This window comes from Ponticoccus litoralis (assembly GCF_039769985.1).
Classification (GTDB): Bacteria; Pseudomonadota; Alphaproteobacteria; order Rhodobacterales; family Rhodobacteraceae; genus Ponticoccus; species Ponticoccus litoralis.
In genome coordinates this window covers 116,324-143,130 of sequence record NZ_JBDNCH010000001.1, presented here as the reverse complement: position 1 = coordinate 143,130, position 26,807 = coordinate 116,324, and the positions used below count along the sequence as shown (strand labels likewise).

The 26,807-nt window shown below is 65.7% G+C and carries 29 protein-coding genes and 3 pseudogenes; 14 read left to right on the top strand and 18 right to left on the bottom strand.

Annotated features, from left to right (window positions below; translation table 11 throughout):
- Nucleotides 1–10 precede the first annotated feature (10 nt).
- On the top strand, nucleotides 11–907 hold the full coding sequence (locus ABFB10_RS00780) for a DMT family transporter (protein ID WP_347164928.1): 897 nt from the start codon (nucleotides 11–13) through the stop codon (nucleotides 905–907).
- Nucleotides 908–1,277: 370 nt separating this feature from the next.
- Here ABFB10_RS00780 and ABFB10_RS00775 read toward each other — a convergent pair whose 3' ends face one another.
- From ABFB10_RS00775 to ABFB10_RS00765, 3 genes are read right to left on the bottom strand one after another with little or no spacing between them, the layout of a single operon-like run.
- Complete coding sequence (locus tag ABFB10_RS00775; protein WP_347164927.1) at nucleotides 1,278–1,721, bottom strand: META domain-containing protein; 444 nt, start codon at nucleotides 1,719–1,721, stop codon at nucleotides 1,278–1,280.
- The gene (locus ABFB10_RS00770; RefSeq protein WP_347164926.1) at nucleotides 1,669–2,928 is read right to left on the bottom strand and encodes a serine hydrolase domain-containing protein; all 1,260 of its coding nucleotides are present in this window, start codon (nucleotides 2,926–2,928) and stop codon (nucleotides 1,669–1,671) included. Before ABFB10_RS00770 ends, ABFB10_RS00775 begins: the two co-directional genes overlap by 53 nt.
- Nucleotides 2,929–2,950: 22 nt before the next feature.
- Nucleotides 2,951–3,424: a hypothetical protein gene (locus ABFB10_RS00765; RefSeq protein WP_347164925.1), complete on the bottom strand. Its 474-nt coding sequence runs from the start codon at nucleotides 3,422–3,424 to the stop codon at nucleotides 2,951–2,953.
- 246 nt (nucleotides 3,425–3,670) lie between these two features.
- On the opposite strand from ABFB10_RS00765, the gene ABFB10_RS00760 reads away from it, so the two are divergent.
- From ABFB10_RS00760 to ABFB10_RS00740, 5 genes are all read left to right on the top strand, one after another.
- Nucleotides 3,671–4,051, top strand: coding sequence for a hypothetical protein (locus ABFB10_RS00760; protein ID WP_347164924.1), 381 nt, complete (start codon nucleotides 3,671–3,673; stop codon nucleotides 4,049–4,051).
- Nucleotides 4,052–4,057: 6 nt separating this feature from the next.
- On the top strand, nucleotides 4,058–5,155 hold the full coding sequence (locus tag ABFB10_RS00755) for an HlyD family secretion protein (protein ID WP_347164923.1): 1,098 nt from the start codon (nucleotides 4,058–4,060) through the stop codon (nucleotides 5,153–5,155).
- A gap of 1 nt (nucleotide 5,156) precedes the next feature.
- Complete coding sequence (locus ABFB10_RS00750; protein ID WP_347164922.1) at nucleotides 5,157–6,182, top strand: FUSC family protein; 1,026 nt, start codon at nucleotides 5,157–5,159, stop codon at nucleotides 6,180–6,182.
- Nucleotides 6,179–7,822 carry an alpha/beta hydrolase gene (locus tag ABFB10_RS00745; RefSeq protein ID WP_347164921.1) on the top strand — a complete coding sequence of 548 codons (1,644 nt, stop codon included), beginning with the start codon at nucleotides 6,179–6,181 and terminating at the stop codon, nucleotides 7,820–7,822. The genes ABFB10_RS00750 and ABFB10_RS00745 overlap by 4 nt, the downstream gene beginning before the upstream one ends.
- A gap of 490 nt (nucleotides 7,823–8,312) precedes the next feature.
- Entirely contained in the window at nucleotides 8,313–9,455 is a 1,143-nt protein-coding gene (locus tag ABFB10_RS00740) for an FAD-dependent monooxygenase (RefSeq protein ID WP_347164920.1), read from the top strand.
- 129 nt (nucleotides 9,456–9,584) lie between these two features.
- Here ABFB10_RS00740 and ABFB10_RS00735 read toward each other — a convergent pair.
- The 8 genes and pseudogenes from ABFB10_RS00735 to ABFB10_RS00700 form a co-directional block, all read right to left on the bottom strand.
- A pseudogene (locus ABFB10_RS00735) lies at nucleotides 9,585–10,213 on the bottom strand (isochorismatase family protein).
- 83 nt (nucleotides 10,214–10,296) lie between these two features.
- Nucleotides 10,297–11,328 carry a 2,5-dihydroxypyridine 5,6-dioxygenase NicX family protein gene (locus tag ABFB10_RS00730; RefSeq protein ID WP_347164919.1) on the bottom strand — a complete coding sequence of 344 codons (1,032 nt, stop codon included), beginning with the start codon at nucleotides 11,326–11,328 and terminating at the stop codon, nucleotides 10,297–10,299.
- A gap of 23 nt (nucleotides 11,329–11,351) precedes the next feature.
- Nucleotides 11,352–12,137: an alpha/beta fold hydrolase gene (locus ABFB10_RS00725; protein ID WP_347164918.1), complete on the bottom strand. Its 786-nt coding sequence runs from the start codon at nucleotides 12,135–12,137 to the stop codon at nucleotides 11,352–11,354.
- 10 nt (nucleotides 12,138–12,147) lie between these two features.
- Nucleotides 12,148–12,897, bottom strand: coding sequence for a maleate isomerase (gene ndpH, locus ABFB10_RS00720; RefSeq protein ID WP_488175600.1), 750 nt, complete (start codon nucleotides 12,895–12,897; stop codon nucleotides 12,148–12,150).
- 139 nt (nucleotides 12,898–13,036) lie between these two features.
- Nucleotides 13,037–13,669: pseudogene (locus ABFB10_RS00715) on the bottom strand (TetR/AcrR family transcriptional regulator); the annotation flags it as partial.
- 147 nt (nucleotides 13,670–13,816) lie between these two features.
- Nucleotides 13,817–15,274, bottom strand: a complete 1,458-nt coding sequence (locus ABFB10_RS00710; protein ID WP_347164916.1) for a tripartite tricarboxylate transporter permease — start codon at nucleotides 15,272–15,274, stop codon at nucleotides 13,817–13,819.
- Between the two features lie 15 nt (nucleotides 15,275–15,289).
- Nucleotides 15,290–15,805 (bottom strand): tripartite tricarboxylate transporter TctB family protein, encoded by a 516-nt coding sequence (locus ABFB10_RS00705; protein ID WP_347164915.1) that lies wholly within the window; start codon nucleotides 15,803–15,805, stop codon nucleotides 15,290–15,292.
- Nucleotides 15,806–15,865: 60 nt separating this feature from the next.
- On the bottom strand, nucleotides 15,866–16,519 hold the full coding sequence (locus tag ABFB10_RS00700; RefSeq protein WP_347164914.1) for a Bug family tripartite tricarboxylate transporter substrate binding protein: 654 nt from the start codon (nucleotides 16,517–16,519) through the stop codon (nucleotides 15,866–15,868).
- A gap of 37 nt (nucleotides 16,520–16,556) precedes the next feature.
- Between ABFB10_RS00700 and ABFB10_RS00695 the strand changes: the two genes are divergently transcribed.
- The gene (locus ABFB10_RS00695; RefSeq protein ID WP_347164913.1) at nucleotides 16,557–17,018 is read left to right on the top strand and encodes a hypothetical protein; all 462 of its coding nucleotides are present in this window, start codon (nucleotides 16,557–16,559) and stop codon (nucleotides 17,016–17,018) included.
- 189 nt (nucleotides 17,019–17,207) lie between these two features.
- On the opposite strand, the gene ABFB10_RS00690 is transcribed toward ABFB10_RS00695, so the two are convergent.
- The 7 genes and pseudogenes from ABFB10_RS00690 to ABFB10_RS00660 form a co-directional block, all read right to left on the bottom strand.
- Complete coding sequence (locus tag ABFB10_RS00690) at nucleotides 17,208–17,531, bottom strand: 2Fe-2S iron-sulfur cluster-binding protein (protein ID WP_347164954.1); 324 nt, start codon at nucleotides 17,529–17,531, stop codon at nucleotides 17,208–17,210.
- Between the two features lie 6 nt (nucleotides 17,532–17,537).
- Nucleotides 17,538–17,774 (bottom strand): annotated as a pseudogene (locus tag ABFB10_RS00685) (hypothetical protein); the annotation flags it as partial.
- 89 nt (nucleotides 17,775–17,863) lie between these two features.
- Nucleotides 17,864–18,202: a ferredoxin--NADP reductase gene (locus tag ABFB10_RS00680; protein ID WP_347164912.1), complete on the bottom strand. Its 339-nt coding sequence runs from the start codon at nucleotides 18,200–18,202 to the stop codon at nucleotides 17,864–17,866.
- A 25-nt stretch (nucleotides 18,203–18,227) separates the two neighbouring features.
- Nucleotides 18,228–19,298 carry an aromatic ring-hydroxylating dioxygenase subunit alpha gene (locus tag ABFB10_RS00675; protein WP_347164911.1) on the bottom strand — a complete coding sequence of 357 codons (1,071 nt, stop codon included), beginning with the start codon at nucleotides 19,296–19,298 and terminating at the stop codon, nucleotides 18,228–18,230.
- A gap of 237 nt (nucleotides 19,299–19,535) precedes the next feature.
- Nucleotides 19,536–19,967 (bottom strand): MarR family winged helix-turn-helix transcriptional regulator, encoded by a 432-nt coding sequence (locus ABFB10_RS00670; RefSeq protein WP_347164910.1) that lies wholly within the window; start codon nucleotides 19,965–19,967, stop codon nucleotides 19,536–19,538.
- 98 nt (nucleotides 19,968–20,065) lie between these two features.
- A complete protein-coding gene (locus tag ABFB10_RS00665; protein WP_347164909.1) occupies nucleotides 20,066–20,530 on the bottom strand; it encodes a MarR family winged helix-turn-helix transcriptional regulator in 465 nt (154 codons plus the stop codon).
- Nucleotides 20,531–20,997: 467 nt separating this feature from the next.
- A complete protein-coding gene (locus ABFB10_RS00660) occupies nucleotides 20,998–21,672 on the bottom strand; it encodes a GntR family transcriptional regulator (protein ID WP_347164908.1) in 675 nt (224 codons plus the stop codon).
- Between the two features lie 98 nt (nucleotides 21,673–21,770).
- Here ABFB10_RS00660 and ABFB10_RS00655 point away from each other — a divergent pair, with 98 nt between their 5' ends.
- The 7 genes from ABFB10_RS00655 (at nucleotide 21,771) to ABFB10_RS00625 (ending at nucleotide 26,716) form a co-directional block, all read left to right on the top strand.
- The gene (locus ABFB10_RS00655; protein ID WP_347164907.1) at nucleotides 21,771–22,058 is read left to right on the top strand and encodes a hypothetical protein; all 288 of its coding nucleotides are present in this window, start codon (nucleotides 21,771–21,773) and stop codon (nucleotides 22,056–22,058) included.
- A complete protein-coding gene (locus tag ABFB10_RS00650) occupies nucleotides 22,055–22,306 on the top strand; it encodes a hypothetical protein (RefSeq protein WP_347164906.1) in 252 nt (83 codons plus the stop codon). The genes ABFB10_RS00655 and ABFB10_RS00650 overlap by 4 nt, the downstream gene beginning before the upstream one ends.
- Nucleotides 22,299–22,850, top strand: a complete 552-nt coding sequence (locus tag ABFB10_RS00645) for a 4-hydroxythreonine-4-phosphate dehydrogenase PdxA (RefSeq protein ID WP_347164905.1) — start codon at nucleotides 22,299–22,301, stop codon at nucleotides 22,848–22,850. Before ABFB10_RS00650 ends, ABFB10_RS00645 begins: the two co-directional genes overlap by 8 nt.
- A 60-nt stretch (nucleotides 22,851–22,910) precedes the next feature.
- The gene (locus ABFB10_RS00640; RefSeq protein WP_347164904.1) at nucleotides 22,911–23,894 is read left to right on the top strand and encodes a TRAP transporter substrate-binding protein; all 984 of its coding nucleotides are present in this window, start codon (nucleotides 22,911–22,913) and stop codon (nucleotides 23,892–23,894) included.
- Between the two features lie 83 nt (nucleotides 23,895–23,977).
- Nucleotides 23,978–24,484, top strand: coding sequence for a TRAP transporter small permease (locus ABFB10_RS00635; protein WP_347164903.1), 507 nt, complete (start codon nucleotides 23,978–23,980; stop codon nucleotides 24,482–24,484).
- 57 nt (nucleotides 24,485–24,541) lie between these two features.
- Nucleotides 24,542–25,828 (top strand): TRAP transporter large permease, encoded by a 1,287-nt coding sequence (locus ABFB10_RS00630; RefSeq protein ID WP_347164902.1) that lies wholly within the window; start codon nucleotides 24,542–24,544, stop codon nucleotides 25,826–25,828.
- Nucleotides 25,829–25,852: 24 nt separating this feature from the next.
- Nucleotides 25,853–26,716, top strand: coding sequence for an NAD(P)-dependent oxidoreductase (locus ABFB10_RS00625; RefSeq protein WP_347164901.1), 864 nt, complete (start codon nucleotides 25,853–25,855; stop codon nucleotides 26,714–26,716).
- The last annotated feature ends 91 nt before the right edge of the window (nucleotides 26,717–26,807 follow it).

Here is a 26,807-nt window from a genome sequence, read left to right as displayed (position 1 = left end):
AATGGCCTGCATGGCCGTGGCAATGTTCCTGCTGCCACTGAGCGACACGTTGTCGAAGCTTCTGACGGAGAAGCTGAGCCCGACCGACGTCGCGACCGCGCGCGTCCTCGCCCAGGCGGCCTTCCTTCTGCCCGCGGCGGTGCTGATGCGCAGGCGCCTCCGTGGCGCAATGTTCTCGCCGGTCGTTGCACTGTCCGGCCTGCTGGTGATGATCACGCTTGTCAGTCTGATCAGCGCCTTCGCGGTCATGCCGATTGCCACCGCGATTGCCATCTTCTTCGTCGAGCCCCTGATCCTGACGGTGCTGGCCGGTCCCCTGCTTGGCGAAACCGTTGGCCCCCGCCGCCTTGCAGCGGTCGGCGCAGGGTTGGTCGGTGCGCTGATCGTGATCCGGCCCGGCGCCGAGTTCGAGACCGCCGCGCTGCTACCGCTGCTCGCCGCCACCTCCTATGCGCTCAATATGATCGTCCTGCGCCGCGCCTCGCGCAGCCGCTCCGGTCTGACCGTCCAGTGCGGCGCCACGATCTATGCCTGCCTCGGTCTGGTCGCGCTGTCCCTCGGCCTTCGCGCGGCTGGCATTGTTCCACCGGCCCCGGGCGCCCTTGCGACGGCGGACTGGGCCCTCATCCTGGGCAGCGGCCTTCTTGCCGCCGGAAGCTATGTCCTGATCGCCGAAGCCTTTCGCCACGCGGAAGCCGGGCTTCTGGCACCGTTCCAGTATCTCGAGATCATCGGTGCCACCGCCGCGGGGTTCCTGGTCTTCGGAGACTTCCCGGACCGGATGACCTGGCTGGGGATCGCCGTCATTCTTGCCTCGGGCCTTTACGTCGTCTACCGCGAGAGAGCCCGCGCGCCGACCTCCATGCAGCCGACGGCCCACAAGAGCCGGAGAGTCCGGCCCCGGTGACAGAGGCATCGAGGGCATCGCGGCACCGGGACACGCAGGCCCATCGCGATGCCAGAAGGTTCGAAGGATGGGCCACGGCAGGGGGCGCGACAGCCCCCGCGTCGGCCTCAACGGCGGCGAGGTTTCCCCGGTGAGGATCGGCGCAAATCCGGGTGACCGCTTCCACGCCGCCGCGGCGTTGGCTGTGGTCCCTTCGTCAACGTCCGTTCAAGGTGTCGTTGCGCATGGGCCTGCATTCCTGACCGGTTGCGCCTTTCATTCCGTGACGGGGGCGGCACCCGCCCGACATGGCCCGACCCCCCGCAATGCGCCGGGGGACGGGCCCTTCTGACCGGCACCACAGGCTGCACATCCCGCGCAGCCCCGGGCGTCACCGCCGCGCCAGGATTGTCCGGCCATCCGGTCCGGTCAGGATCAGGGCTCCCTCCTGGGTGAATTCGAAGGCGACCTCTCCCTGCAGGATGTCCAGAAGGCGGCGCTCCTGTTCCATCAGCGCCTCCGGGCAGGCCATCATCGTCGTGCCAACCTGCTCAAGCGCAATCGTATTGTCCGCCTCGCTGTAGGACCCCACCAGACGGTTGCAGGTTCCGTTGCCCGAAAGGCGGCCATCGGCGCCGAAGTTCAGGCTGGCGGGCGATCTGTCGATGACCCCGCGCCCGTCGATATCCTCGATGATCCAGTCCGGGCCCTGCAACACAGGGGCGGTCTGCTGCGCCATGAGGTGATCGGCCACCGCGCGATAGGCGGGCAGCGATGTCGGGTCATTGGCGGCATTTCCGGCCACCGGGTTCGAGGCAAAGCGCACGATCACCATCTCGGCGGCTCGGGTCGATCCAGATGGTCTGGCCATGCACGCCGCGCGCGGCAAAGGCGCCGTGGTCGTCATGGCTGACCCACCACATGCCGCGATAGCTCCAGCCCGGCAGCAGGTCATAGCCGGCCTTGGCAAAGGCCTCTTTGTCGCCGCCCTCACGAATGCGGGCGATGGCGGCGGCGGGCAGGATCTGCTCGCCGTTCCAGACGCCATCGTTCAGGATCAGCTGACCCAGCCGCCCCATGTCGCGCAGCGTGGCGTTGAACCCGCCCCCCGCGAAGGGCGTGCCGATGGAGTCGACCGTATAGAACGCCTCGCGCTCGGCTCCGATCCGGGTCCAGACATTTTCCGCCAGCCAATCCGCCACGGTCATTCCCGTGGTGCGGGCAATCAGCCAGCCCACCGCATCGGTGTTGATCGTGCGGTAACCGAAGGCCTCGCCATGGGTGCCGTTCTTGCGGACCGTTTCGAGAAACTCGAAATAGCTGCGCGGCCCCTCATAGCCCTCGGGCGGCGGCAGGGTGCTGCCCGCCTGCGCATAGGTCCAGACATCGGCCTCGGGGTCGGCGTAGTCCTCGGAGTAGTCGAGCGCGGTGGTCATATCCAGCACCTGACGCACGGTCGCATCGCCGAAGGCGCTATCGGCCAGCTCCGGGATCAGGTCGGCCATCAGCGCGCTTTCATCCAGGCGGCCCTCGGCAACCAGAACCTCTCCGATCAGGCCGGTGATGGACTTGGTCACCGACATCGCGCCGTGCAGAACCTGCTCGGCCATGCAGCCGTCGTAGCGTTCGTAGACGATGCGCCCGCGGTGCATGACCAACATGGCGTCGGTATAGTTGGCGTCGAAGGCCTCGTCCCAGGTCATCGTCTCGTCCGAGCCGAGCGGCGTGAAGCTGAGGTCGTCGATCCCGGCATCAAGCGCGACCGGCAGCACATCGGCGCCGTCAGAACCGTTGCGCACGGCGGTGTTGGGCATCAGCGCGCGGAAGTTGCACACGGTCCAGCGCAGCTTCGGAAAGGCGAAGTAATCGGGATCCGTAAAACGGATGATCCGGTCATCGGGCGGCGGAAACCCCTGCATCCAGCCAAGCGTTTCGGGATTCGACGCCTGTGCCGAGGCGGGTGCATCCTGTGCCATCACGCCGCCCGAGGACATGAGCGCGGCGATGAATGTGCCGAACAGTGCATTTCGTTTCGCGGACATTTCTTGTCTCCTCGCCCATGTTTCATTGCGCAGGCACCGGCTGTAGCCGGCTGGCCATGTTGGTTCTGTAGGTAATGACCCCGGCCACCAGTGCCGCGATCAGACCGATCATCGCGCTTGCCGTCAACAAGGACACTTCGACCGAGCCCGCGAAGCGCTGCCACAGGACAGCGGCCGACACGACGGCGCCGAAGGCCAGCAGCCCGTGCCAGAGGGTCAGCAGAAGCCCATGCGGCCAGAAGCGGCGTTTCGGGCCCTTCAGCGTGACATGCCCGACAACCGTCAGGATCATCGCCAAGACGGCGGCCAGCGTCACCGCCGTGCCGAACACGGTATGCGCGTCGTTGGTGATCCCGTCGACGGTCAGCATCAGCGGTGTATGCGCGCGCAGCAGAAACAGTTGTATGACTCCATTGATCGCGCCGTTGATCACCGCCGCGAAGAGTGCAGCTTTCAGGATACTCTGTCCTTGGTCATTCAGGAAGCTGGGTTTCATTCATTCCGGTCCTTTCGCGATGACGCCACGCCATTCGGGCCTGCGCTGTGATCAGTCGGGTCCGCCCGCCGCCGCCCTTTCAGGCTGACGCGCTGCGGATCGTCCATGGCGGGGCCCTCCTGCCTTCTGCCCACCAATGTCGGGCGCCCGTCCCGGCACGGCAAGCGGATGGCATGGCCAAATTCCCCGAAATGGGTAATGTGAATGCGGACTATGCCCTTTGAGGGGTGGCAGGGAGGGAGCCTGATGGCCCATGATGCAGTGGCGTTTCGTGCGCATGTCAGGGCTTTTTCAGAGCTACTGATCGTATTGCGCCGGGAATTGGACAACGATCTGGACAAGGGCCTGATCATGGCGGTGATCGCCGAGCGACATTATGCGGCCCTGGACAAGGGCACCGGGGCATCGACCGGCGTGAACACGCATTCGGTTTCTCTGTATTCGGACATCCCGCGCGAAACCGTGCGCCGCAAGGTCAAGGACCTGATTTCAAAAGGCTGGCTGGTGTCGGATGGCCGGGGTAACCTGTCTCCGACGGAACAGGCCGCGCGGGATCTCGGCAGGGGCACGGCGGCAACGCTCAGATTCATGCGCGCGGTATCCCCGCCCGAGCAGGAAAGGAAGTGAGTCCGAATGACCCATGATGCCGCAGAGAAGCAAAGCCAGGGGTCAGCCCGGCGGGTGGCTGTCGTCACTGTCCTGGTGCTGGTCGCCCTGGTGGCGCTCTACGCGACGACCGACCGGCTGACCCCGTCGTCCTCGCGCGGGATCGTATCGGCGCAGGTGGTGCAGGTCGCGCCGCGCGTGTCCGGCGAGGTGGTGGCGGTCCTCGTCGAGGATGACGCCGTGGTGCAGGCCGGCGATCCGCTGCTGTCGCTGGATGCCCGCCCCTTCGAGCTCGCGGTGCGTCAGGCCGAGGCGCAGCTGGAAACCGCGCTGCAGAACATCGACGCCTCCAGTGCCTCTCTCGTGGCCGCACAGGCTGCCGTCACCCAGGCGCGCACCGCGCTCGACACCACCCGCGCCGAAGCCGAGCGCACCTTCCGGCTGGAGGAACGCGGGATCGCGGCCAAGGCACAGGGAGATCAGGCCCGCGCCAGCGTTGCAGAGGCCGAGGCCCAGTTGCAAAGCGCCGAGGCCAACCTGGAAAGCGCGCGCGCCCAGCTAGGCCCGCAAGGCCGGGACAACCCGGCCATTCGCGCCGCCGAGGCACAGCTGGAACAGGCGCAATACGATCTGGCCTCGACCACCGTCACCGCCCCGCATCTGGGCGTCGTCACAAATGTGACCCTGTCCGAAGGCCAGTTTGTCGGCGCCGGCAATCCGGCGCTGACCTTCATCGACGCCGAGGCGGCCTGGATCACCGTCGATCTGCGCGAAAACCAGTTGCAGGCGGTGCGCCCCGGCGATCCCGCCCGCCTGCTTTTCGACGCCCGGCCCGGGAAAATCTTCGAAGGCCGGGTGCAGAGCATCGCCTGGGGCATCAGCCCGGGCCGAAGCGTGCAGGACGGGCTTGTGGTGAACCAGCCCAGCAACCGCTGGTTCGAACCCGCGCGGCGCATCCCGGTGCGGATAGAGCTGATCGGCGGGATGGAGGCCTGGCCGCGCAGTGCCCGGGTCGGCGGCAAGGTGCATGCGGTGATCTTTGCCAATGGCAGCGAGGGTGGCCCCATCGCCCTGCTGGCCCGCGGGATGCAGCGCCTGCGGTCCTGGACCAGCTACCTGCACTGACATGTATGTCACACCCCGCCCCAACGTCGATGACGACCCGCATTACGGCCTTCGCCTTGGCCTGACCGGGGCGCTGGCCTATGCGGCGATCCCGCTGATCGATCCCGCGCTGCCGCCGATCATCGCTGCGCTGCCGGTGGGGCTTATCGCGGGGCAGCGCCGGGCCTTCGATCCGGCCAAGCTTTTGGGCGGGGTCGGCGCGATGATCGTACTGCCCTGGATCATGACTTGGCTGGTCGAGACGCTGCGCCCGATGCCGCTGGCCTATGTCACGGCCATGTGGGGGCTCTATTTCGCCGGGTTCCTGATGGTCCTGCGGTCCGGCGCACAGACCGGCATGCTGATCGTCATCGTCACGGTGCTGATGTCGGTGATGGGGATGCATGGCAGCGCAACGGTCGAGACCCTGCGCGACGGCTTCGTGCAGGCCGCATTTGTCGCGCTTGTGGTCGGACCGCTGGTCTACCTGCTGGTGCCCGCGCGAACCCGGGACAAGCATGTGGACGATCCGACGCCGGGCCATGGCAATGCCGTCACGGGCGCCGCGATCCGGGCAACCGTCCTGCTTGCGCTCAGCTTCTGGCTTTACGCCGTGATGCAGCCCTCGGACATGATGATGGCGGTGATCGCTGCGATGGTCCTGGTGTTCCCGACACGCCGGGCGGTGTTCTCCGAAGCCTTCCAGCGCCTGCGCGCGACCCTTTTCGGCGCCGCGCTGGCACTTGCGGCCCTGATGGTGTTCACCCTGTCGCCGCATCTGCCGATCATCCTCGGGCTGATTTTCCTGGGTGGTCTGTGGCTGGGCCAGAAGATGCTGTTCGGTCCGCATCCCAGCATGGTCTATCAATATGCCTTCTCGGTGATGCTGGCGCTGATCGCCGGGGCGCTCAGCACCCAGGATGCCGGCTATGCTGCCTTCACGCGGATCGCCCTGACCCTGACCGGCGCCTTTTCGGCGGCCTTTGCCGTCGCGCTGCTGGATGCGCTGACCGGCTGGCGGCCATTGCCCAAGGAGAGCCCGGTATGAAGATGCCCCGTTTCTACATTCTGGCCCTGACGCTTGGGCTACTGTTCTTCGCCGCGTCGCTGACGCCGACGCTGATCCCCCGCGGCTGGGTCGTGCAGGGGGCGCTTGGCGGGCTTGTCATGGCGCTGGGATACCTGATCGGACGCGCGGCGCTGTCGATCTGGCGGTTGCTGGAGCTGCCCGAGGCGACCGGACGCGCGCTGATGCGGCTGCGGGTCGCCATCGTCCTGCCCTTCCTGATCCTGCTTGTTCTGTGCATTTCCCGGGCGCGCAACTGGCAGAACGGTGTCCGCGAACGGATGGAGATGCCGCCGCTGGAAACCTCGCATACGCCGCAGATGCTGGCCCTGGCGATCGCCGTCTTCGTGCTGCTGTTTGTCCTTGGCCTGGCGGTCCAGTGGCTGTTCGACCGGGTGCGCACCCGCCTCTACCGCTACATGCCGCCGCGGGCCGCGAATGTCGCCGGGCTTGCCGTCACCGGGCTGCTGCTGCTTGTCGTCACGCGCGACGGCATGCTCGACCGGGTCATCGGTGCGCTGGACAGATCCTACACCACCGCGCAGGCGCTGTTCGAGACCGCCCCGCCGATCCCGGAGGGCATCGAGACGGGCGGCGCGGACTCCCTTGTCGACTGGAGCGCGCTTGGCCAGCCGGGCCGCAACTTCGTGACATCCGGTCCGAAGGCCGCCGATATCGCCGCCTTTACCGGGCGCGCCGCCCTTCAGCCGATCCGCGTCTATGTCGGGCTTGCCGACGACAAAAGCCCCGAGGCCCGCGCCCGGATCGCGCTGGAAGAGCTGCGCAGGCAGGGCGGGTTTCAGCGCGAAGTCCTGATCGTCGCCCTGCCCACCGGCACCGGCTGGCTCGACCCGGGCGCGCTCGACCCGGTCGAATACATGCATGGCGGCGATGTCGCGACGGTGGCCGCGCAATATTCCTACCTGCAATCCCCGCTTGCGCTGATCCTTGAAACCGATGCCGGTCTCGACCAGGCCGAGGCGCTTATCGGCGCGGTACACCGCTACTGGCGCTCGCTGCCCGAAGACAGCCGCCCGCGCCTTTACATTCACGGCCTCAGCCTGGGCGCCTGGTCCTCGATGTACGGCACCGACCTCTTTGCGCTGCTCGACGATCCGATCGACGGCGCGCTCTGGGCCGGGTCGCCTTTCCCCTCGGCCAAATGGCGGGCGGTGGTAGCCTCCCGCAACGCAGGCAGCCCCTACGTCGCCCCGGTTCTCGGCGACGGGCGGCTGGTGCGTTTCGCGTCCAATTACCAGAACGCCCTCGGCCCGGACGGCTGGGGCGCCATGCGGATTGTCTTTCTGCAATACGCCAGCGATCCGATTGTCTTCTACGAACCGGCCTCGGTGTTCCGGCCTCCGGTCTGGATGACCGAGCCCCCGGCGCCGGATGTGTCGCCGGAAATGCGGTTCATGCCGGTCGTCACGCAGTTTCAGCTGGCGGTGGACATGGCCCTGGCGACGACGGCACCGGCGGGATACGGCCACTCCTATTACGGGCGCGACTACGTCGAGCCCTGGGTCGCCCTCACCGCGCCCGAAGACTGGAGCGCCGGGGACACGGAACGCCTGATCGCGCATTGCGACAGCGGCTTCCAGATAGGCTGCGACCACAACTGAGCGGCGGACCTGCCCCGGCGATTCCGGCCCCGTCAATGGCCAAGCCGCGCCGCATCCCGCCGCCGGCCCGCCGCAGGACCGGCAAGGCGCCGGGCGCCGGTTGACCTGACCGAAGAGCGGCCACGCTTCCGGCGCGGCCTTTGCACCGGCGCCGGACAAAACCTGCCTGCACATGCCGATAGGCCACCGCGCCGAGCCGCACGCGATGCACGGCGGGCAAAAGCGAAACCGCTGCCCGACCCCGCCAGGCCGGTCGACGGCATGCCGACCCTCGTCGTCACCGAAGCGCCCGTCGCGCTCCTGCGGTTCAAACAGATTCGGGCAGACCCCTAGAACGGCCCTCACTAGGCGTGGTCCCCGGCCCTCCGGTCGGGAGATCAGATTAACCTTCTGTTTTCGAGAGGTTTAAACGCCCTGAAGAAGACTCTTCCCGGATCGTCGATTGCGTGATATTTGTTTGTACACGAATGATTAAAGGACAGAGGAAACCATGACCGCAATCGACACCGTAGACATTGCCGTAATCGGAGCTGGCCTTGGTGGCGCGGCCGCCGCCGCTCTCCTGGTCGATGCGGGCTTCGACGTGCATTGCTTCGAACAGGCACCCGAGTTCACGCGCCTTGGCGCCGGGATTCACATCGGCCCCAACGTGATGAAGATCTTCCGCAAGATCGGGCTCGAAGATCGCCTTGCCGAGATCGGCGCACATCCCGATTTCTGGTTTTCCCGGGACGGCACGACGGGCGAATATCTGTCGCGCATCCCCCTCGGCGACCACGCCAAGAAGGAATACGGCGCGCCCTATATCACCATCCACCGCGGTGACCTGCATGCCGAACAGATCGATGTCCTGCCAAAGAACCAGGTCCATTTCGATCACCGGCTGACCGAAATCGAAGAGCGCGACAGCGACGTGCTGATGACCTTTGCAAACGGTCAGCAGATCGCGGCGCGTATCGTCATCGGCGCGGATGGCATCAACTCGCTTCTGCGCGAGAAACTGCTTGGCAAGGAACGCCCGCGCTACAGCGGCTGGATCGGCCACCGGGCGCTGCTCAACATGGACAAGCTGCGGGCCAGCGGCCTGGAGTTCGAGACCTGTGTCAAATGGTGGTGGGAGCAGTCGCGCCACATCATGGCCTACGCCACGAAAGGCGACGGATCCGAATATTACTACGTCACCGGCGTTCCGGTCGACAGCTGGCCGCACGAGGAAGGCTTCGTCGACAGTTCCCGCGAAGAGATGGAGGCGATTTTCGGCGGCGGCCATCCGATGGTGCAGGCGCTGATCGACGCCACCGAAACCGTCACCAAATGGCCTTTCTGGAACCGCGATCCGCTCAACCTCTGGAGCCGTGGCCGGATGTGCCTGCTGGGTGATGCCTGCCATCCGATGCGTCCGCACATGGCTCAGGGTGCCTGCATGGCCATCGAGGATGCCGCCGTGCTGACGCGCTGCCTGACGGAAACCGGCATCGGCGACTATGCCAATGCCTTCCAGGTCTACGAGAACACGCGGCGCGACCGGGCGACCAAGGTCCAGACGATCTCGAATGCGAACACCTGGCTGAAAGAGCCGGAAGACCCGGCCTGGGTCTATGCCTACGATCCGATGACAGCCGCTCTTGGCTGATCCGGTCACGCCGAGGGGCGGTCCCGTTCCGGGGCCGCCCTTCCCTGTGTCCCGGGTCGATCCCAAGCCTGACAATACAAAAAAAGGGGCGCAACCCGCGCCCCTTTCCTGCCCTCGTGGTGACCGCTCTCAGGCAGAGAGCGTGGCCATCCAAGCGAGGATGTCGTCTGCGTCCGTGACGTCGCCGTATTTCTGGTCGATGTCATAGAGGGCGGCGTCGTGTGGGGGGCGGGCTCGGTCGGCGCAGCAATCCGCCGGGACCAGCACGGTGAAGCCCGATTGCACCGCATCCACCGCGGTGGCGCGCACGCAGCCCGAGGTGGTGGCGCCGGTGACCACCACCGTGTCCACCCCGGCGCCGGTCAACAGGCCCGCAAGATTGGTGCCGTGAAAGGCCGAGGCGCCGTGCTTGACGATCACCGGGTCGTCCGGGCGGATGCCCGTGGCGGCGTCGATCTCGACCAGCCGCGACCCGACCGTCAGGGCGGCCATGCCCGTGGCCTTCTTCAGCCGAGGGCAGCGTCGCAAGCTCCAGTGGCTGGAAGGCGATGACCGTATAGATTACCGGGAAACCCGCGGCGCGGGCGGCCTCGGTCAACCGGCGGGTCGCCGCGATCTGGGCCGACATGTCGGCGGCGGTCGGGTATTGGGTGTCGGTGAAGCCGTAGGAGAAATCCACCACCACGATGGCCGGGCGGCTGCCGCGCGGCACCGGTACGGCCGAAACCGGCCTCGGCATAGACCTGTTGCTGGGACATGTCCTGTCCTCCGTAAATGGGGCGCCCGCCCCGCCGGACCCCGGGCCCGGACAGAGGCGGCGCTGGCTTTGGGGGGGCCGCGCTCAGCGGCGCGCGATCTGCATCTCCTTGACGACAAGATCGCCGTCGATGACGATCGGCTCGTCATCGAGGAACAGCGAGCAGCCGCGCATCGGGATATCGAGGTGGCAGGCGGTGTCGTTGGGCCCGCCCAGCTCGTTGTTGGGGCCGGTCGAGAACATCACGTTGCCGTAGAAGCTGCGCGGCTCCATGCCCATGCCGCCGGGGAATTCGCCCGGGGTCATGCCATGCCAATGCGCGTCGCGGTTCATGCCCCAGCCGACGTGGCTCATGCCCAGGCCGCGCGGATCGTTGAAGCCCTCCATGTAGGATTTGACCAGTTCCGCATCCAGCCCGCCGCGGATGTCGGTGATCCAGCCCTTCTCGATCGTGTAGGTGATCGGGTCGCGCACATACATGTTCTGCGGCAGCAGCACGTCGCCCGGCGCCACCACGATCTGCCCGTCCACCCCGTCGTCGTCGCCGCCGGTGAAGACGAAGCCCGAGGGCCAGTGGTCCCAGCGCCCGGGCTCGTCGGTGCAGGCGTATTCGGCCACGGTGGGATAGGTGTTCAGCTTGTAGGTCACATCGGTGCCATGCGGCGAGGTGATGCGCATGACCTTGGCCCGTGCCAGGTAGTCGGCCCCGATCTCGACCTTCTCGCGCAGCTCCTGGCTGGGCAGCATCCGCGCCAGCAGCTCCGGCGGCTCGACCGCGGTCAGGATGCGCGTCCCGGCGGCCTGGATGGCGAACTGTTCGGGGCTGAACAGCAGGAACACGCAGTCGATCAGCATGTCGCAGTTCTTCAGCGCCTCGACCGCCTCGGGCATCGCCGCGAGGCCGGTCTGACCCACCGCCCAGGACCCGACGACGGGCGGCGCGGGCAGCCGCATGTGGTACATGTTGGCGCCCAGAATGCGGCCCGCCGCCATGAAGGCATCGGCATAGTCCAGCCGGTCATTGCCCTGGGTCAGAACGATCAGGCGCTCGTCCTTGCGCACCCCGGACATCTTCAGCTGGTGCAGGCAGATGTCGGTAAAGCTTGCATGATCCATGACGGATCCTCCCTATTCCCGGTTTATTGAAGGTCGAAGTCCATGACCGCCCCGAGGAAGCCCTCGAGGTTGTCCCAGGGGATCATGTGGCCGGCACCGGCCACGATGCGCTGTTCGATGGCCGGGTTCAGCTGCGCGACCTCGGCCTGGTCGACCGCGTCGACCACCGTGGCGCCCCCCGCGATGACCAGCCGCGCGGGCTTGGCGATCCCGGGGATGTCCTGATGGATGTCGTCGGTGTGGAACCCGTCGAAGGCGATGCGGATCGCGCCCCAGTGGCAGGTATGCAGCCATTCCGCGCGCAGGGCGACCTGTTCGTCGCTCCAGGTCGGACAGAAGGCCCGCATCTCCTCGGTCGAACAGCCGCGCGCCGCCATCACGATGCTGTCGCCGTACCAGGGCCATTGCGACGGATAGGCGCGGCGGCCCGGCCCGGACATCGGCGGGTCGACCAGCAGGAAACCGGCAAAGGGTTCGGGGTCGCGGGCATTGGCGCGAATGGCGATCCGGGCGCCCATGGAATGGCCCATCACCACGGGACGGTCCATGGTCACGGCGATGGCGATGGCGTCATCGGCCAGCGCATCCAGCGTGTAATCCAGGTCGCCCGTCTCCGACAGGCCGCGCCCGCGCACGTCCAGCACATGCACCTCGAAGCGCTCGGCCAGCCGTTCGGCGACGAAGCCCCAGGTGATCGCGGGCGAGGTGATCCCCGGGATCAGCAGCAGTTGCGGCGCGCCCTCCGGCCCGTCCCAGCGGATCAGGTGCTGGCGGATGCCATTGGCGTGGATATTGTACCCGAAGCTCATGCCACCCTCCTCAGTAGGCGCCCGAGAGCAGCGTGCCGCCGCCCGGAACCCGCGTGTCGAGATCCAGCGCCCGGAGCATCTGCCAGGTCGTGGCGATGGCGGCGGTCAGCACCGGCTTGCCGACCTGCGCCTCCACCGTCGAAACCGCAGGCAGCGAGGGCATCTGCACGCAGGCCGAGAGCACCACCGCATCGACCTCCGAGGTGTCCATCTCCGCGACGATGCCGGGCAGGTTCATCGGGTCATGCGCCGCCACCGCCAGGTTGTCCTGGATCTCCAGCGCGCGCCAGGTCACCACCTCGATGCCCTCGTTGCGGATGTAGTCCACCACCATCTCGGTCAGCGGCTTCATGTAGGGCGCCACCACCGCGACCTTCCTTGCACCGATCGCCTTGATGCCCTCGACCAGAGCCCCGGCGGAGGTCACAACCGGCGCCTCCGCGTCATTGTCGCGGGTCACGCCCTGCAGCCGCTCCTGCGAGGTGCAGTGATAGCCATGCCCCATCGACATGATCGCAACCAGGCAGGCATAGCCCATCACGTCCACCCTGGCGTCCGACAGCTCCAGCGCGCAGCGGTCGCTGTCCGCATCCATCTTCGCCAGCTCTTCCCGCGTCACATGCTTCATCCGCATCCGCGACGAATGAAACGTGAAACGCTCCGGCGCTACCGCCTCTCGCGCACGCAAAAGCGCCGGAATCTCCGTCTCCATCGTGATGTTGGAAGACGGCACAATCTGGCCAATTCGGATCGGGGTCATGATTCTCACCTCTGAAATCAACGCACCTTCCTGCATAATTAGTCATACGTATAATTTCAACGAAAATCATTCGCATACAAACGTATTTGGTCTCCAGGTCATCTACCTGTTCAGCGGCGCCGCCGAGACCGGCGGACAGGAAGGCTTCGAGCTGATCCAGAAGCGCGGCACCGCCGAGGTCCCCGACCTGCCCCTCGGTCATGTCGTTGATGCGCCCGAGGTCGTTCAGCATGAACATGTAGGTGCCCACGGCAAAGGCCATCCGGGTCGAGATGATCTCTTTCGGGATCTCCGGCAGTACCTCTGAAAGCGCCTGGATGTAGCGTTTGACCGAGGCATCATAGACCTCGCGTCGCAGGCGGAAGGCATGGTCTTCCTGCTCGGCATGCAAACGCGCCTGCAGGCGAACGAATGCCGCGCCGTTCGGGCCCGAGTTTTTCATTTCCCATTGGGGTGTTAGATAGCAGCGCACCAGTTCCGAGACGGTCGGCGCCACGTCCCGCGACAGCAGGTCGTCCAGCAGCACATGCCGGGCACCCGAAATCACGCTGCCGCGCCGACGGACCACCGCATCGAACAGATCCTGCTTGGAGCCGAAGTAGTAGCGCACGAGCGCCTGGTTGACCCCGGCCTCTGTTGCGATCTCCCGCACCCTGGTTCCGTTGAAGCCATGATCGGCAAAGAGCAACTCGGCCCTGTCCAGGATCACCTCGCGGAGTTCCGGCCCCTCTTTCGGACGGCCCGGCTTACGGCGTATGTTCGAGGAGGTCATGGCGCTATCCGGTTTTCAGAGTTTCCCCCTCCTAACCGGTGCAGCGCCAATCCCTCAAGAACAATTATTCACCGGGATAATTACTGGGGACCTTCCCGCCCTTCTTCCCGGCCAGCGGCCCGTAGACGCGTTGCAGCAAGGCGGTGATCAGCGGCAGGGCCACCAGAAGCACGCAGACGGCCAGCAAGGTTGCCGAGATCGAGTACGGTCGATAAAGATCTTCCACGACCCCTGGCTGATCATCAGGCTGCGCCGCAGGTTCTCTTCCAGGATCGGGCCAAGGATCAGCCCGAAGGCCAGCGGCGTCACCGGCAGGCCGATGCGCGAGAAAACGAAACCGACCACACCGAAGGCAACCATAACGTAGACGTCGTTCATGTCGTTGCGGATCGCGAAGGCACCGATGACGCAGAACACCGCGATGAAGACATACATCAGCTGCGGCGGAATGCGGGTCACCAGCACGGCGGCGCGGATCATGGCAAGGCCCAGCACCAGCGTGGCCACCAGCGCCAGAAGCACCGAGACATAGATCCAGGACACGAATGTCGGATCGTTGGCAAAGAGCAGGGGCCCGGGCGTCAGCCCATGCACCATCAGCGCGCCCATCAGCACGGCGGTGATCGTGTCCCCCGGAACCCCCAGCGCGATCAGCGGAATGAGCGAACCACCGACGGAAGCAGAGTTTGCCGCCTCCGGCGCGACAAGGCCGTCCGGGTGCCCGGTGCCGAATTTCTCGGGCTCCTTCGACAACCGCCGCTCCTGGGCGTAGGCGATGGAAACCGCCACAGCCGATCCCGCGGCGGGGATCGCCCCGATGAAGGTGCCGATCACCGAGCCCCGCAGCATGACCTTCCAGCGCTTGACCAGCTCGGCAAACGGCAACATCACCTTGCCAATGGCGGGCCGGGCGGCGGGCGTGTCGCCGAAGCGCACAAGGTTCTGCAGGATCTCACCCAGGCCGAACAGGCCGATGATCACCGGGATCAGGTTCAGCCCCGATTGCAGCATGGGCTGGTTCAGGGTCATCCGCTGCGCATCCGTAAGCGCATCGAAGCCCACCATCCCCAGAAGCACGCCGACGAAACCGACCGCGCTGGCCACCAGCGTCGAGCCGTTGGACGCGAAGGACAGCATGACGATGCCGAACAGCGCCACGGCGGCGAACTCGGGGCTGCGGAAATTCGTCGCGAAATCCGCCAGCACGGGCGCCAACACGACCAGCAGGGCCAGCCCGACCATGCCGCCCACGGTGGAAGCCACCAAGGCATAGTTCAGGGCATGCCCGGCGCGGCCGTCCCGGGCCATCGGATACCCGTCGATCTGGGTGAAGATCGACGCCGGCGTGCCGGGCAGCTTCATCAGGATGGCCGATATCGAACCGCCGTAGACGCTGGACATGAAGACCGAGATCAGGAACAGGATCGCCACACCGGGTTCCATCGTAAAGGTCACCGGCATGAGGATCGCCAGGGCCATCGTCGATGAAATCCCCGGTATGGCCCCCAGAACCAGCCCAAGGATGGCGCCAAGCCCGACGAGGCCCAACTTGGCAGGGCTCGTGGCGAAATCGGCGAGAACAGTGAAGAACGACTCAAGCAGCATCGGTTCGGTCCTCTCTCAGACGGGCAGCGGAAGCGTCAGCAGACGCACGAAGAAAAGATGGATGAACGCGGCGGTGGCCGTGCCGAAGGCCGCCGCTTCGATCAGGTTTCGCCAAGAGTGGCCGCTGATCGAAACCAGCAGGACGTAGATCCAGAAGATCGAAAAGAGCGCCACCGCGGCAGGGGTTCCCAGCAGGCGCATCGCCGCGGGCATCGTCAGCAATGTCAGCACGAAGCCCGCCGAAAGCGACCACTCTCGCAGCATGGCCACGATGGCCCCTGTGTGTCGGTGGCGCTGTGCGTCCCGCGCCCAGCTCCAGGCTCCGATCACCAGCAGAACGAAGCCCACGGTGGCGAGAATGATCAGGCACAGCTGGGACAGGAAAAAGGGGCCGGGGTCGCCCGGCATCTGGTTTCCGGAAAACAGCGCGATGCTATGACGGAGCAGAAGCCAACCCGCACCCGCCATGAAGAGAAAGAGAAGGCCGGCGGCAAAGGTCTTGCGGGCGGAGTCTTCGATGGGCGGGGTCATGGCTGGCTCCTGTTTCGTGAGTCTGGAAACGGGGCGTGGTCGACGCCCCGTTCACGGGCGTCACTGCCGCTTCAGTTCCTCGGCAACAAGGCCGGCGCCCTCGAGGATCGGGTAGACCAGATCGACCTGTTTCGCGAGCTCTTCCGCCGCCAGGTCGGCACCGCCCGGGCGCAGCACCAGGCCATTGTCCGTCGCAGCCGAGGTAAAGCCCGCACTGTTGATGGCCTGCAGCAGGCCCTCTTCCAGCTTGGCCCGGACGTCCTGCGGAATGCCGACCGGCGCCACCAGCATGACGAAATCGTTCGCCACGACATCGTAGCCCTGCTCTTTGAACGTCGGAACGTCCGGCAGCTGCGGATGCCGCTGTTCCGACGCGACGCCAAGGACCTTCACCTTTCCGGCCTTTGCGTGCTCGAGGATCGGCGGGACCGGCAGCGTCGCGGTCTGGACCTCGCCGGTCAGCAGGGCGGTCACGGTGGGGGCATGTCCGGGATAGGGAAGCTTCATCATGTTCACCCCCAGCGCATCCGGGATGACGCTTGCGAAGATGAAGGAATTGCCGCCCTGCGGATCGTTGCCGTTCATCAGCGCCATCGGGTCCGACTTCATCGCGGCGACGTAATCGGCAAGCGTGTCGATCCCCATGTCGGCGCTCACCTCGATCGCGCCGGGCTCGTCGCTGACGTAGGCAAGCGGATCCAGACCTTCGAGCACTGGGTGCTGCAGGGTTCATGAAGGATTGCGACACGGCGTGCAGGCCCATCACGCCGATGGTGTAGCCGTCGGGGTCCGCCTCGACGATATGGCGGATGCCGGTCGATCCGCCGGCACCGGTCACGTTGTCGACCACAACCGCGGTATCCATGATCTGGGACAGCTCATGACCGATCAGGCGACCCACCAGGTCATGCCCGCCACCCGCGGGCCAGACCACGGTGATGTGGATCGGTTCGCTGGGGTAGGCATCCTGCGCAAGCGCGGAGGTTGCCGGAAGGCTGGCAAGCATCGTCAGACCCGTGAGCGTGGCGAAGAATTGGCGGCGTTTCATGGCGTTCCTTTCGTCTTTTCCCTGTTGCGTTCGGCAGGCATAACCCGCCTGTTCACGGACCGCGCCTCGCAGCCCGCGACATTCTCTATTGCCCCTCAAACGGGGTCCGATTTTCCTATTTTGTTGCGGTCGGCAGGCGACGCGCTTCATCCTCCAGTCACATAAAAGCGCGGAAAAATTCATTTGTATAGAAACAAACTTCCCTGCTGCATGTTTTTCCGCATGCGCCCCGCCCGAGTTCCAGCTTCGCACATTTTTTAGGCATACTTTGCGAAAATGATGTGCGAGACATGTCATATATCGAGGGTCACATCCCCTTTCGGGACCGAGCAACACAGAAGGACGTGCCCGTCTTCAGGCGAGATCAAGCGGCTCTTCGGCATAGGCAACCTCGCCGGAAAGCTTGCGGCAGGCGCAGGTGCCGCAGATTCCGTCACGACATTCGAAGTTCGGCGACAACCCCTGCGCCTCGGCAAACTCCAGAAGGGTTCCGCTCGACCCGTCCCAGGTGAATTCAAGGTCCGATCGCGCGAACCTGACCACCGGACCGGCCCCGTCAGACGCCACCGCGGGCCGCCCGGCGGGCTCCTGGCGCGGCGCCTCGGCAAGGGCGCCACCAAAGGACTCCTGTTGAATTTCGCTGTCCGGCACGCCCAGGCTGACCAGCACCGCCCGCATCGCCGTCATGAACCCGTCCGGCCCACAAAGATAGACGCGATAGGCATCCTGCGGCAGCAGCATGCGCAGGGCCTCGCGGTCGAGCAGCCCGATGGACTGGCACCGCCCCTCGGCAAGATCCTCCTCGCATCCCTCGGCATAGGCGACATGGGTCGAAACATGCGGCGCGGCCCCTGCCAGCGCCGCCACCTCGTCCGCGAAAGAGTGCTCTTGCGCATTCTGGCAGGCGTGCACGAACCACGTCGTGCCGGTCCGGCTGACGGGCCAGTTCCGCCAGCATTGCCAGCGCCGGCGTCACGCCGATTCCGCCGGTCAACAGCAGGACCGGGCGGTCATCCTCTGCCAGGACGAACTTGCCGCGCGGCTCGCTCGGCCAAGAAGCGCGCCCCGACCTCAGCCGCCTCGTGCAGATGGCGCGAGCCCCCCTTCCCCTCCGGCTCCAGCTTGACGCTGATCCTGTAGCCGCTGCGGTCGCGCGGGTCGGAGGATATCGTATAAGTCGATATGGGCCGCTCCGGCAGGCCAAGGCGGATCGGAAGGTACTGGCCCGCGGTGAAGGGCGCCAAGTCGCCCTCCACCACCTTGAACCGGAAAGAAACGACGTTTCGGCTTTCCCGCACGCGCTCTGCCACTTCCAGCGTCAGCGGCGCGGTCTGTCCCGTATCCAGCATGTCAGATCCCCCGGTCAGCACTGCATCAGTCATGATAGACGAAGGACGCGTTGGTCTCGGCAGAGGCGTCCAGCGTCCGCTCGGTTTCCAGCATGTCGTTGATGCGCTTGCGGTAGACCATCGGCCCCCGGTCGATGGCGATACGGATCGGCCGCCGCTTCATCGGGCGCTGCTCTTCGGCGTGCACGGCTTCCAGGATCGCCTTGTCCTCGGCAAAGGCGATGCGGAACATGGCATCGATCTTCTCCGACGCTTCCTCGGTGTCGACCGCGGTGTTCCGAAGGTGCATCCAGCGGTCGATGGTATAGCCCTCGTCAACCGGCGTCATGAAGTGCAGCGCAAGCACGCGGTTGCCGCTATCCCGGTCATCCTCGGCAATCTGGTCGGCGGCATCCGCCGAGCCGAAGTCGATCACCGCGATCGAGGGCAGATGCAGGTGATAGTAATGCCAGCGGTCGACGTTCCCCTCGAAGCCACCGAAGGCCTTGAAGAAGCCAATCGGCTCTGCATCGCGGATCCACCGCCAGGCGGTGATGGTCTCACCCTCGGTCGAGACATGCACAGGCACGTTTTCCGAGGCCGAATTGCCCAAGGTCGTCGGGTGCACAAAGCTCACATGCGCCGGGTCAACAAGGTTTTCGGCCACGTTGAGGTAGTTCGATTCCAGGTGCAGCGCATCCCCCTGATGGGCATGCCAGTTCGGATCGGTGAATTGCGGCAGATCGAAAATCTTGGCCGGGTCGGCGCGGTGCGGCTCGCCCATCCAGATCCAGACGATCCCGTGGCGCTCCTCGATCGGGTAGCTTTCGACATAGGCAGAGGGCGGAATCTTGTCCTGCCCCGGAACCCGGGTGCACTTGCCGTCAGGACCGAAGGTCAGCCCGTGATAGCCGCATTGCACCGCGTCACCGATACGCTTGCCCTTCGACAGCGGCAACAGCCTGTGCGGGCAGCGATCCTCCAGCGCGACAACGGTGCCATCCTTGCGGCGATAAAGCAGGATGTGATCGCCAAGAATGGTGAAGCGCCGCAGTTCATCGTCGATCTCGCGCGACCATGCGGCCACGTACCATGCATTCCGAACCAGTGTCGTCATCCCATCACTCCCGAGCTTGCGTTCATAAAGCGGCCCTCACACAGGAGCCATTTTGCTACGTACTCAAAGTAAAAGGACTCGGATCATTCGCGCAATAGATTCTTTTGGATCAGTTCCAGATTTCGAAAAATAGGCTGTTTTTGCGGGAAAACTTTTCCACGGCGATGAAGTCGTGACGCCTCAATGAGAAATTTTCGAACGAGTACGCAGCAAAATCGGAGCCCGCGCGGCAAGACTTCAGTCCTCGACCGCGATCACCTTCCGCAACAACTCCATGAAAAGCTGCTGCTCGATCGCGGTAAGCGGATCCAGCAGCCTTTCGCCCGCCTCCACGCTGACCGGAATATGGTTGATCGCACATTGGCGCCCCGCCTCGGTCAGCTCGATGACCGACGACCGCTGATCCTCAAGACTGCGCCGCTTCTCGATCAGCTTCTCGCGCTCAAGCTTGCGCACCACCACCGTCGTGGTGGAGGGGTCCATCGAGGTCATCCGCCCAAGCATGCTTTGCGTGACCGCGCCCTCCTTCAGCAGCGTGACCAGCGCGACGAATTGCGTGACCGACAGATGGGGGTGCTGCACGTTCTGGGTAAAGAGCTGCGCCCCGCGCTGGTGGATACGGCGCACCAGCTGCGCCGGGTGATTGCGCGGATCGTAGGCCTCTACCATCGCGGAAGCATCACCGGTACGGCTTTGTGGTGTGGTCGCTCATGCCCCCCTGACCTTTCCGCAACCTGGCACCCCAAGCCGCACATACAACACGCCGATCAGCTCAGCTTTGCCAGCAACCGCAGAACCGTGCGCCGCTCGGCAACGGTCAGCGGCGCCATGGTTGCCTCAGTGATTTCCGCCATCACCGGTATCGCCGCCCCGATCAGCGCCCTGCCCTTCGCGGTCGCCTCGATCACGTAACGGCGGCGGTCGACCTCGTCCTTCCGGCTCATGACAAGACCGCGGGCCTCCAACCGGTTGACGACACCCTTGATCGTCGCCGCATCCATCGCGACGCTCCGCCCAAGCGCATTCTGCGACTGCGGCCCGGGACTCTCGACCAACCGGAACAGGGCCGAGAACTGGGTTGGCGTCAGCCCGTCGAGCATCTTTTCGCCAAAAAGAGTCATGTGCCGCTGGTTTGCCTTTCGCAGGGCAAAGCCGATCTGCTCGTCGAGGACATAGGAAGCGACACCATCGTCCGAGCCGCCGTCACCCGGTTCGTGCTTCATATCGTCCATCGAACTCATCTCGCTCTTTCTGACAGGGCCCAGGGTGGCATCCAACACGCAATCGGCCCCGGTGTCACCTGCGGGCGGACGCACCGGAGCACATGAATGGAACGACACCCCGAGGCGGCCCGCCTCGCCTAGACAACCGATCCCCGGCCACCCGGCAGAAATTTTCATTGGTATACAAATGTACTTCCCACCAGAGCGCAACCCCCAAGGGCGGCAGCGACAAGACCGGCCACCTTGGCACGGGACAGGCCCGCTTCGGGCGCCCCGGGCCTTGCCGCCCCCCTCTTCCTGCTGTCGCACAACGGGCGTCGGGGTATGCGCCGTGGATCCGGGCCCCGCCGCAACCGTCGCGCACGCCCATGCAACTGCCACCCCGGCCATTGCGGAGAGCTTGCCGCCCGGCCTTCGCGATCGGGAAGGATGCCGCCACTGCCGCCCCATGACGGGGCCGCCGCGCCCCGCCCGGATCAGACGCTGTCCTTGACGCGGTCCCAGGTGTTCATCAGGTGCTTGGCCATGACCTCACCCAATGCGTCGCCGTCCCGGCGCAGAAGCGCGTCGGCCATCTGTTCGTGCTCGGCCACGGCGGCAGCCCAATGCGGGGGCGTGCGGTTGCCGATGAAGCGGATCCGCTTCAGCCGCGCCTGAATATTGCGCTGCATGTCGCACAGGATCTCGTTGCCCGACAGCTCGCTCAGCCGCGAATGGAAGGCCTGGTTCAGCTTGTAATAGGCCAGCCGCTCGCGTTTTTCGTACAGCTCCAGCATCTCGTTGTGCAGGGCCATGAGGGCCGCGATCTCTTCGTCGCTGGCGCGCTGGCACGCCAGCGCCCCGGCGAGTTTCTCCAGATGCCCAAGCACCTCGAGCATCGAGAACACGTCTTGCGCCGTCAGCTTGCGCACCACCGCCCCGCGCGAGGGACGGATGATCACCAGCCCCTCGGCGGCCAGCGTGCGCAGGGCCTCGCGGAACGGCGTGCGCGACACCTCGAGCTGTTCGATCAGCCGCGTCTCGTCGATTCGGCTGCCCGGTTCCAGATAGCCCTCGATGATCAGGTCGCGAATCCGGTTCGCCACCTGATCGTGAAGGGTCTGTTTGCGGATCGCCACAGGGCCGGCCGCCGCGACGCCTAGTTTCTCCATGCCTGCACTCCCGGCTGCATTTTTACGGACACTATAGAACTTCCTGCCTTGCACTGCGAGGGCATGCAATGTATTTCGTATACAAAATGAGGAAATACATGACCAACGAACACCGAGTTGCCTTTGCCATCGGCGATGCCGGCGGGATCAGCCCCGAACTCAGCGCCCGCGTCCTCGCCGATGCCGAGGCCAATCGCGGCGACATGATCGTCATCGGAGATGCGCGCGTGCTGGCCATGGGCGCGCAGCATGCGGGCCTTGAAATCGACCTGCCCACCGTCACCCCCGAAGAGGCGACGCAGGGCCTGCCGGACGGCACCGTGCTGGTGGACATGGGCAATTGCGACCCGGCCGCGCTGACGCTGGGCGAGATCCAGCCGAGGTGACCGGCGCGGCGGCGCTGGAGAATTTCGCGGCGGCGCTGCGGCTGGCCAATGCCGGGCTTGCCGGGTCGGTCTTCTTCACGCCGTTCAACAAGCACGGGATGCGGCTGGCCAAGTCCGACTACGTGGACGAGATCGGCTTTATCACCGAAACCATCGACGCCGACCGCGGCGGGCGCGAGTTCAACGTGCTCGACGAGGTCTGGAACGCGCGAGGTCACCTCGCATATCCCGCTGCGCGAGGTGGCTGACACGCTGACCACCGACCGCATCTATCAGGCGCTCTGCCTGACGATCGAGACCATGGAAGGCGCCGGGTTCGAACGGCCCCGCATCGGTGTCGCGGCGCTGAACCCCCATGCCGGCGACGGGCGCAATTTCGGGACAGAGGACGAGGACGTCCTGCTGCCCGCGGTGCAGCGCGCGCAGGAACAGCAGATGTCCGTGACCGGCCCGGTGCCCTCGGACACCGTCTTCGTGCGGGCGCTGAAGGGTGAATTCGACGCCGTGCTGACCATGTATCACGATCAGGGCCAGATCGCGATGAAGCTGATGGGCTTCGACCGTGGCGTGACGCTGATCGCGGGCTACCCCTTCCCCATCGTCACCCCCGCCCACGGCACGGCCTACGACATCGCGGGCAAGGGCACGGCCGATACGGGCGCGACCTTCAACGCCGTCGCGCTTGGCCGCAAGCTGGCCGGTCGCTCGCCGCGGGACAGCGCAGCTGAAGCCCCGACCGATCTGACGGCCCTGTTCCGCGGGCCAATGCGCGAGGACGCACTCAACAGCTGATCACAAGCTGACACTTCGACCGGCGGCACCCGCCGCCACCAACCAGAGGGAGGAAAACCAATGAAATTCAAGAGCGCACTCTTCGGTGCCGCCACGCTGGCCATGATGTCCAGTGCCGCCACGGCACAGGAAGAGATCATCTTCGGCCTCAGCGCGGCCACCGGCTCGCTTCAGCAGCAAACGGCAAGCGAATTCGCCCGCCGCGCCAACGAGAAATTCGGCGACACCGCCGTCGTGAAGGTCTTTGACAGCTCGCAGCTGGGCAAGGACAAGGACATGCTCCAGAAGATCAAGCTGGGCACCATGCACCTGACCCTGCCCTCTTCGACCATGCCCGAGATCGCGCCGGAATTCGCGATCTTCGACCTGCCGTTCCTTGTCGCCGACCGCGAGCATCTGGCGCGCATCGACGAGACCTTCTTCAAGGATGTGCTGGTGCCCGCCGCCGAGGCGCAGGGCTATCGCCCGCTGGCCGTCTGGGAGAACGGCTTTCGCCAGATCACCAACAACGAACGGCCGGTCAACACGCCCGCCGATCTTGAAGGGCTGAAGATCCGCACGCCGAATTCGTCCTGGCGTGTGGCCATGTTCAGCGAATACGGCGCCAACCCGACACCGATGTCCTTTTCCGAGGTCTTCGTGGCGCTTCAGACCGGCGTGATCGACGGGCAGGAAAACCCGCTGACCAATATCGCCGGGGGCAAGCTGAACGAGGTGCAGAAGTACCTGTCGATGTCGGGCCACGTCTATTCCCCGGCCTACCCGACCGTGGGCGTGGCAGCCTTCGAGCGGCTCGACCCGGAAATCCAGCAGGTGCTGACCGAGACCGCGCAGGAAGTCGCGCTCTGGGCCCGCGAGCAGGGCGCCGAGCAGGACGGCGCGCTTCTGGAAAAGCTCAAGGCAGCCGGCATGGAAGTCAATACGGCAGACCGCGCCGCCTTCGTCGAAGCCTCTGCGCCGCTGTATGAAAAATTCGCGGAAGAGGTCGAAGACGGCCAGGCGATGATCGACCAGGTGATGTCGCTGGCCGACGGCGAGTCGTGATCTGATCCGATCCAATCGGGGCGCATCGCCGTTGCGATGCGCCCCACTCCAATCCTGACCCCTTGTCCAACCGGGACCGTTCAATGCTCGACCGCGTCATTCATTGGCTCGACCTCTTCCTGCAACTCTTCACCGTCACGCTGATCGTCATCCTTGCCGTCATCGTGCTGCTGGCCGTCGGCTTTCGCTATTCGGGCAATTCGCTGATCTGGTACGACGAGGTCGCCGTACTGCTGCTGGCCTGGATCACCTTCACCGGCGCGGCGCTGGCCGTGCTGCGCAATGCGCATCTGGGCTTCAACGGGCTGATGTTCGGCCTGCCGCTGCCCGGGCGCATCGCCCTGTTCTGGCTGGTCGAGGCGATCTTCTTCGCCATCTTCGCCGTCACGCTCTGGGCCGGCTGGACGATCCTCAGCATCTTCGGCAACGAAACCATGACAACATTGCGGTTTGTCCCGCGCAGCGTCGTGCAGGGCATCCTGCCGGTCAGCGCGGCGCTGATCCTCTTGGGCCGTGCCCTCACCCTGCCCGTGCCGCATGGCCGAGGTCCGGTCCGGCATCGACCCGGAAACCCTCGAAATTCAGCATGAAATCGCCCGCGCAGAGGCGGAACTGGCGCGCACCCGCGCAGGCACGGAGTCCAACACATGACCGAGGCACTGATCCTTCTGTCGATGTTCCTGATGATCGGCATCGGCATGCCCATTGCGGTGGCGATCCTCGGGTCCGCGCTGATGGGCGTGTTCATCCTGAACGGGCACCTCGGCTTTCTGAACGCGGCGCTCTCGCTGTACGACGGCGCCACCAGCTTTCCGCTGATCGCCATCCCCCTTTTCATCCTGGCGGGCGCACTGATGAACACCGGCGGCATCTCGTCCCGGTTGATCACCTTCGTCTCGGCGCTCATCGGCTTCGTGCGCGGCGGGCTGGCCATGGTCAACGTGGGCGTGTCGCTGTTCTTCGCGGAAATCTCGGGCTCGGCCGTGGCCGATGTGGCAGCGACCGGATCCGTGCTGATCCCGGCGATGAAGAAGAAGGGCTATTCGCCCCGCTTCGCGGCGGCGCTGACCTCGTCGACCGCGTCGCTGGCCATCATCATTCCGCCCTCGATCCCGATGATCCTCTACGGCGCGCTGTCGGACACCTCGATCGTGAAGCTTTTCGTGGCGGGCATCGTGCCGGGGCTGCTTGGGGCGTTTCTGCTCATGGCGCTCAGCTACTATTTCGCCGTGCGCTACGACCTGCCGCGCGAGGATGGCTTCAGCCTGTGCCGCCTGTGGACAGCGACCAAAGACGCGATCTGGGCGCTGATCCTGCCGGTCCTCATCCTGGGCGGCATCTTCGGCGGCATCGTGACCGCGACCGAGGGCGCGGGCCTTGCGGTGCTGGCGGCGCTGCTGATCGGCGGCTTCATCTACCGCGAGCTGAGCTTCGGCAAGCTGTACCATGCGCTGGTCGACGGGGTGAACCAGACGGCGGTTGTCATGCTGCTGGTGGCATCCTCGGCGGTGCTGGGTCTCTACCTGACGGAAACCGAGCTGCCGCAGCGGCTGGCGCAGGGGATCACCGGGATCACCACGAACCCCTTTGCGGTGCTGATGATCATCAACGTCTTCCTGCTGTTCGTGGGCATGGTGCTGCACGGGGCGGCGGCGATCATCCTGACGGTGCCGATCTTCATGCCGCTGGTGAACCAGCTGGGCATCGACCCGATCCAGTTCGGCATCCTGCTGACGCTCAACATCGCGCTTGGTCAGCAGACCCCGCCGGTGGCAAGCGTTCTGGTCACCGCCTGTTCCATCGCCAAGACGGATGTCTGGAGCACGACGCGCACCAACCTGCCCTTCATCGGCGTCCTGGTGCTGGTGCTGCTGCTGGTCACCTACGTGCCTGCCGTGTCGCTGTCGCTGGTGGACGTGTTCTATGGTCCGTGACCCGCAGCCCCGGGCGTCAGGCCGATGACCGGGGCGAAACCCGCGATCGGCGTCATCGGCGCCGGGATGATGGGCGGCGGCATGGCCGCCTGCCTGCTCCGCGCGGGGCACCGGGTGCGGATCCTGCCGCACCGCAGCCGCAGGGTGATCGACTGCCTGATCGCCGACGGCGCCGAAGAGGCCGGATCGGCTGCCGAACTGGCCGGTTCGGTCGGGGTGATCCTGACCTGCCTGCCCGATGGCCCCGCCATCGAGGCCTGTGCCGACAAGATCCTGCCCGCGCTGACAGCGGGCAGGATGTGGATCGACGCCACGACCTCCGACCCGGCGGTGACCCGGCGCGTCGCCGCGCAGGTGGCAGCGCAGGGGGCGGTCTTCGCCGACGCCCCGGTGACCGGCGGCCCGGCGCAGGCCGAGGCCGGTGAACTGGCCTCGCTGGTGGGATGCCCCGCGGCAGAGTTCGAGCGGGTCTCGGCGGTGGTGTCGACATATTCGCGCGTCGTGCGCCGGTTTGGCGATGTCGGCGCCGGTCACACTGCCAAGCTGATGAACAACCTCGTCACGCAGGGCACCATGGCGCTTCTGGCCGAGGCCTATACCGGCGCGCGCCGGCTTGGCGTGGACTGGCAGGCGCTGTTCGACGTGATGGGCACCGGGGCCGCCCGGTCCGGCACATTGGAAAAGGCGGTCGGTCCGGCGCTGAAAGGCGATTTCGACGGCAGCCGGTTCACCATCCGCAACGCCGAGAAGGACCTGCGCTACGCGGTCGAGACGCTGGGGGCCGATGCCGAACTGGCACGGGCGGCGCACCGCATTCTGGCGCGCTGCGTGGACGCGGGCCGTGGCGAGGAATTCGTCAGCCGGATGCTGCAAGCGCGCAGCGAATAAACCTGCGCTAGACCGCAAGGGCGGGCGCCCCCGGGAAAGCGGCAGAGCCCGCATCTCGGCACCCTGGGTGCGGATCGGGAAACCGAGGATG

Excerpts from the sequence above, each read along its gene's own strand:
- ABFB10_RS00780 (WP_347164928.1), top strand. The coding sequence starts at position 11 with ATGGCCGTGGCAATGTTCCTGCTGCCACTGAGCGACACGTTGTCGAAG.
- ABFB10_RS00775 (WP_347164927.1), bottom strand. The coding sequence starts at position 1,721 with ATGGTGATCGTGCGCTTTGCCTCGAACCCGGTGGCCGGAAATGCCGCC.
- ABFB10_RS00770 (WP_347164926.1), bottom strand. The coding sequence starts at position 2,928 with ATGTCCGCGAAACGAAATGCACTGTTCGGCACATTCATCGCCGCGCTC.
- ABFB10_RS00765 (WP_347164925.1), bottom strand. The coding sequence starts at position 3,424 with ATGAAACCCAGCTTCCTGAATGACCAAGGACAGAGTATCCTGAAAGCT.
- ABFB10_RS00760 (WP_347164924.1), top strand. The coding sequence starts at position 3,671 with ATGGCCCATGATGCAGTGGCGTTTCGTGCGCATGTCAGGGCTTTTTCA.
- ABFB10_RS00755 (WP_347164923.1), top strand. The coding sequence starts at position 4,058 with ATGACCCATGATGCCGCAGAGAAGCAAAGCCAGGGGTCAGCCCGGCGG.
- ABFB10_RS00750 (WP_347164922.1), top strand. The coding sequence starts at position 5,157 with ATGTATGTCACACCCCGCCCCAACGTCGATGACGACCCGCATTACGGC.
- ABFB10_RS00745 (WP_347164921.1), top strand. The coding sequence starts at position 6,179 with ATGAAGATGCCCCGTTTCTACATTCTGGCCCTGACGCTTGGGCTACTG.
- ABFB10_RS00740 (WP_347164920.1), top strand. The coding sequence starts at position 8,313 with ATGACCGCAATCGACACCGTAGACATTGCCGTAATCGGAGCTGGCCTT.
- ABFB10_RS00730 (WP_347164919.1), bottom strand. The coding sequence starts at position 11,328 with ATGGATCATGCAAGCTTTACCGACATCTGCCTGCACCAGCTGAAGATG.
- ABFB10_RS00725 (WP_347164918.1), bottom strand. The coding sequence starts at position 12,137 with ATGAGCTTCGGGTACAATATCCACGCCAATGGCATCCGCCAGCACCTG.
- ndpH (WP_488175600.1), bottom strand. The coding sequence starts at position 12,897 with ATGACCCCGATCCGAATTGGCCAGATTGTGCCGTCTTCCAACATCACG.
- ABFB10_RS00710 (WP_347164916.1), bottom strand. The coding sequence starts at position 15,274 with ATGCTGCTTGAGTCGTTCTTCACTGTTCTCGCCGATTTCGCCACGAGC.
- ABFB10_RS00705 (WP_347164915.1), bottom strand. The coding sequence starts at position 15,805 with ATGACCCCGCCCATCGAAGACTCCGCCCGCAAGACCTTTGCCGCCGGC.
- ABFB10_RS00690 (WP_347164954.1), bottom strand. The coding sequence starts at position 17,531 with ATGCGGGCGGTGCTGGTCAGCCTGGGCGTGCCGGACAGCGAAATTCAA.
- ABFB10_RS00680 (WP_347164912.1), bottom strand. The coding sequence starts at position 18,202 with ATGCTGGATACGGGACAGACCGCGCCGCTGACGCTGGAAGTGGCAGAG.
- ABFB10_RS00675 (WP_347164911.1), bottom strand. The coding sequence starts at position 19,298 with ATGACGACACTGGTTCGGAATGCATGGTACGTGGCCGCATGGTCGCGC.
- ABFB10_RS00670 (WP_347164910.1), bottom strand. The coding sequence starts at position 19,967 with ATGGTAGAGGCCTACGATCCGCGCAATCACCCGGCGCAGCTGGTGCGC.
- ABFB10_RS00665 (WP_347164909.1), bottom strand. The coding sequence starts at position 20,530 with ATGGACGATATGAAGCACGAACCGGGTGACGGCGGCTCGGACGATGGT.
- ABFB10_RS00660 (WP_347164908.1), bottom strand. The coding sequence starts at position 21,672 with ATGGAGAAACTAGGCGTCGCGGCGGCCGGCCCTGTGGCGATCCGCAAA.
- ABFB10_RS00655 (WP_347164907.1), top strand. The coding sequence starts at position 21,771 with ATGACCAACGAACACCGAGTTGCCTTTGCCATCGGCGATGCCGGCGGG.
- ABFB10_RS00640 (WP_347164904.1), top strand. The coding sequence starts at position 22,911 with ATGAAATTCAAGAGCGCACTCTTCGGTGCCGCCACGCTGGCCATGATG.
- ABFB10_RS00635 (WP_347164903.1), top strand. The coding sequence starts at position 23,978 with ATGCTCGACCGCGTCATTCATTGGCTCGACCTCTTCCTGCAACTCTTC.
- ABFB10_RS00630 (WP_347164902.1), top strand. The coding sequence starts at position 24,542 with ATGACCGAGGCACTGATCCTTCTGTCGATGTTCCTGATGATCGGCATC.
- ABFB10_RS00625 (WP_347164901.1), top strand. The coding sequence starts at position 25,853 with ATGACCGGGGCGAAACCCGCGATCGGCGTCATCGGCGCCGGGATGATG.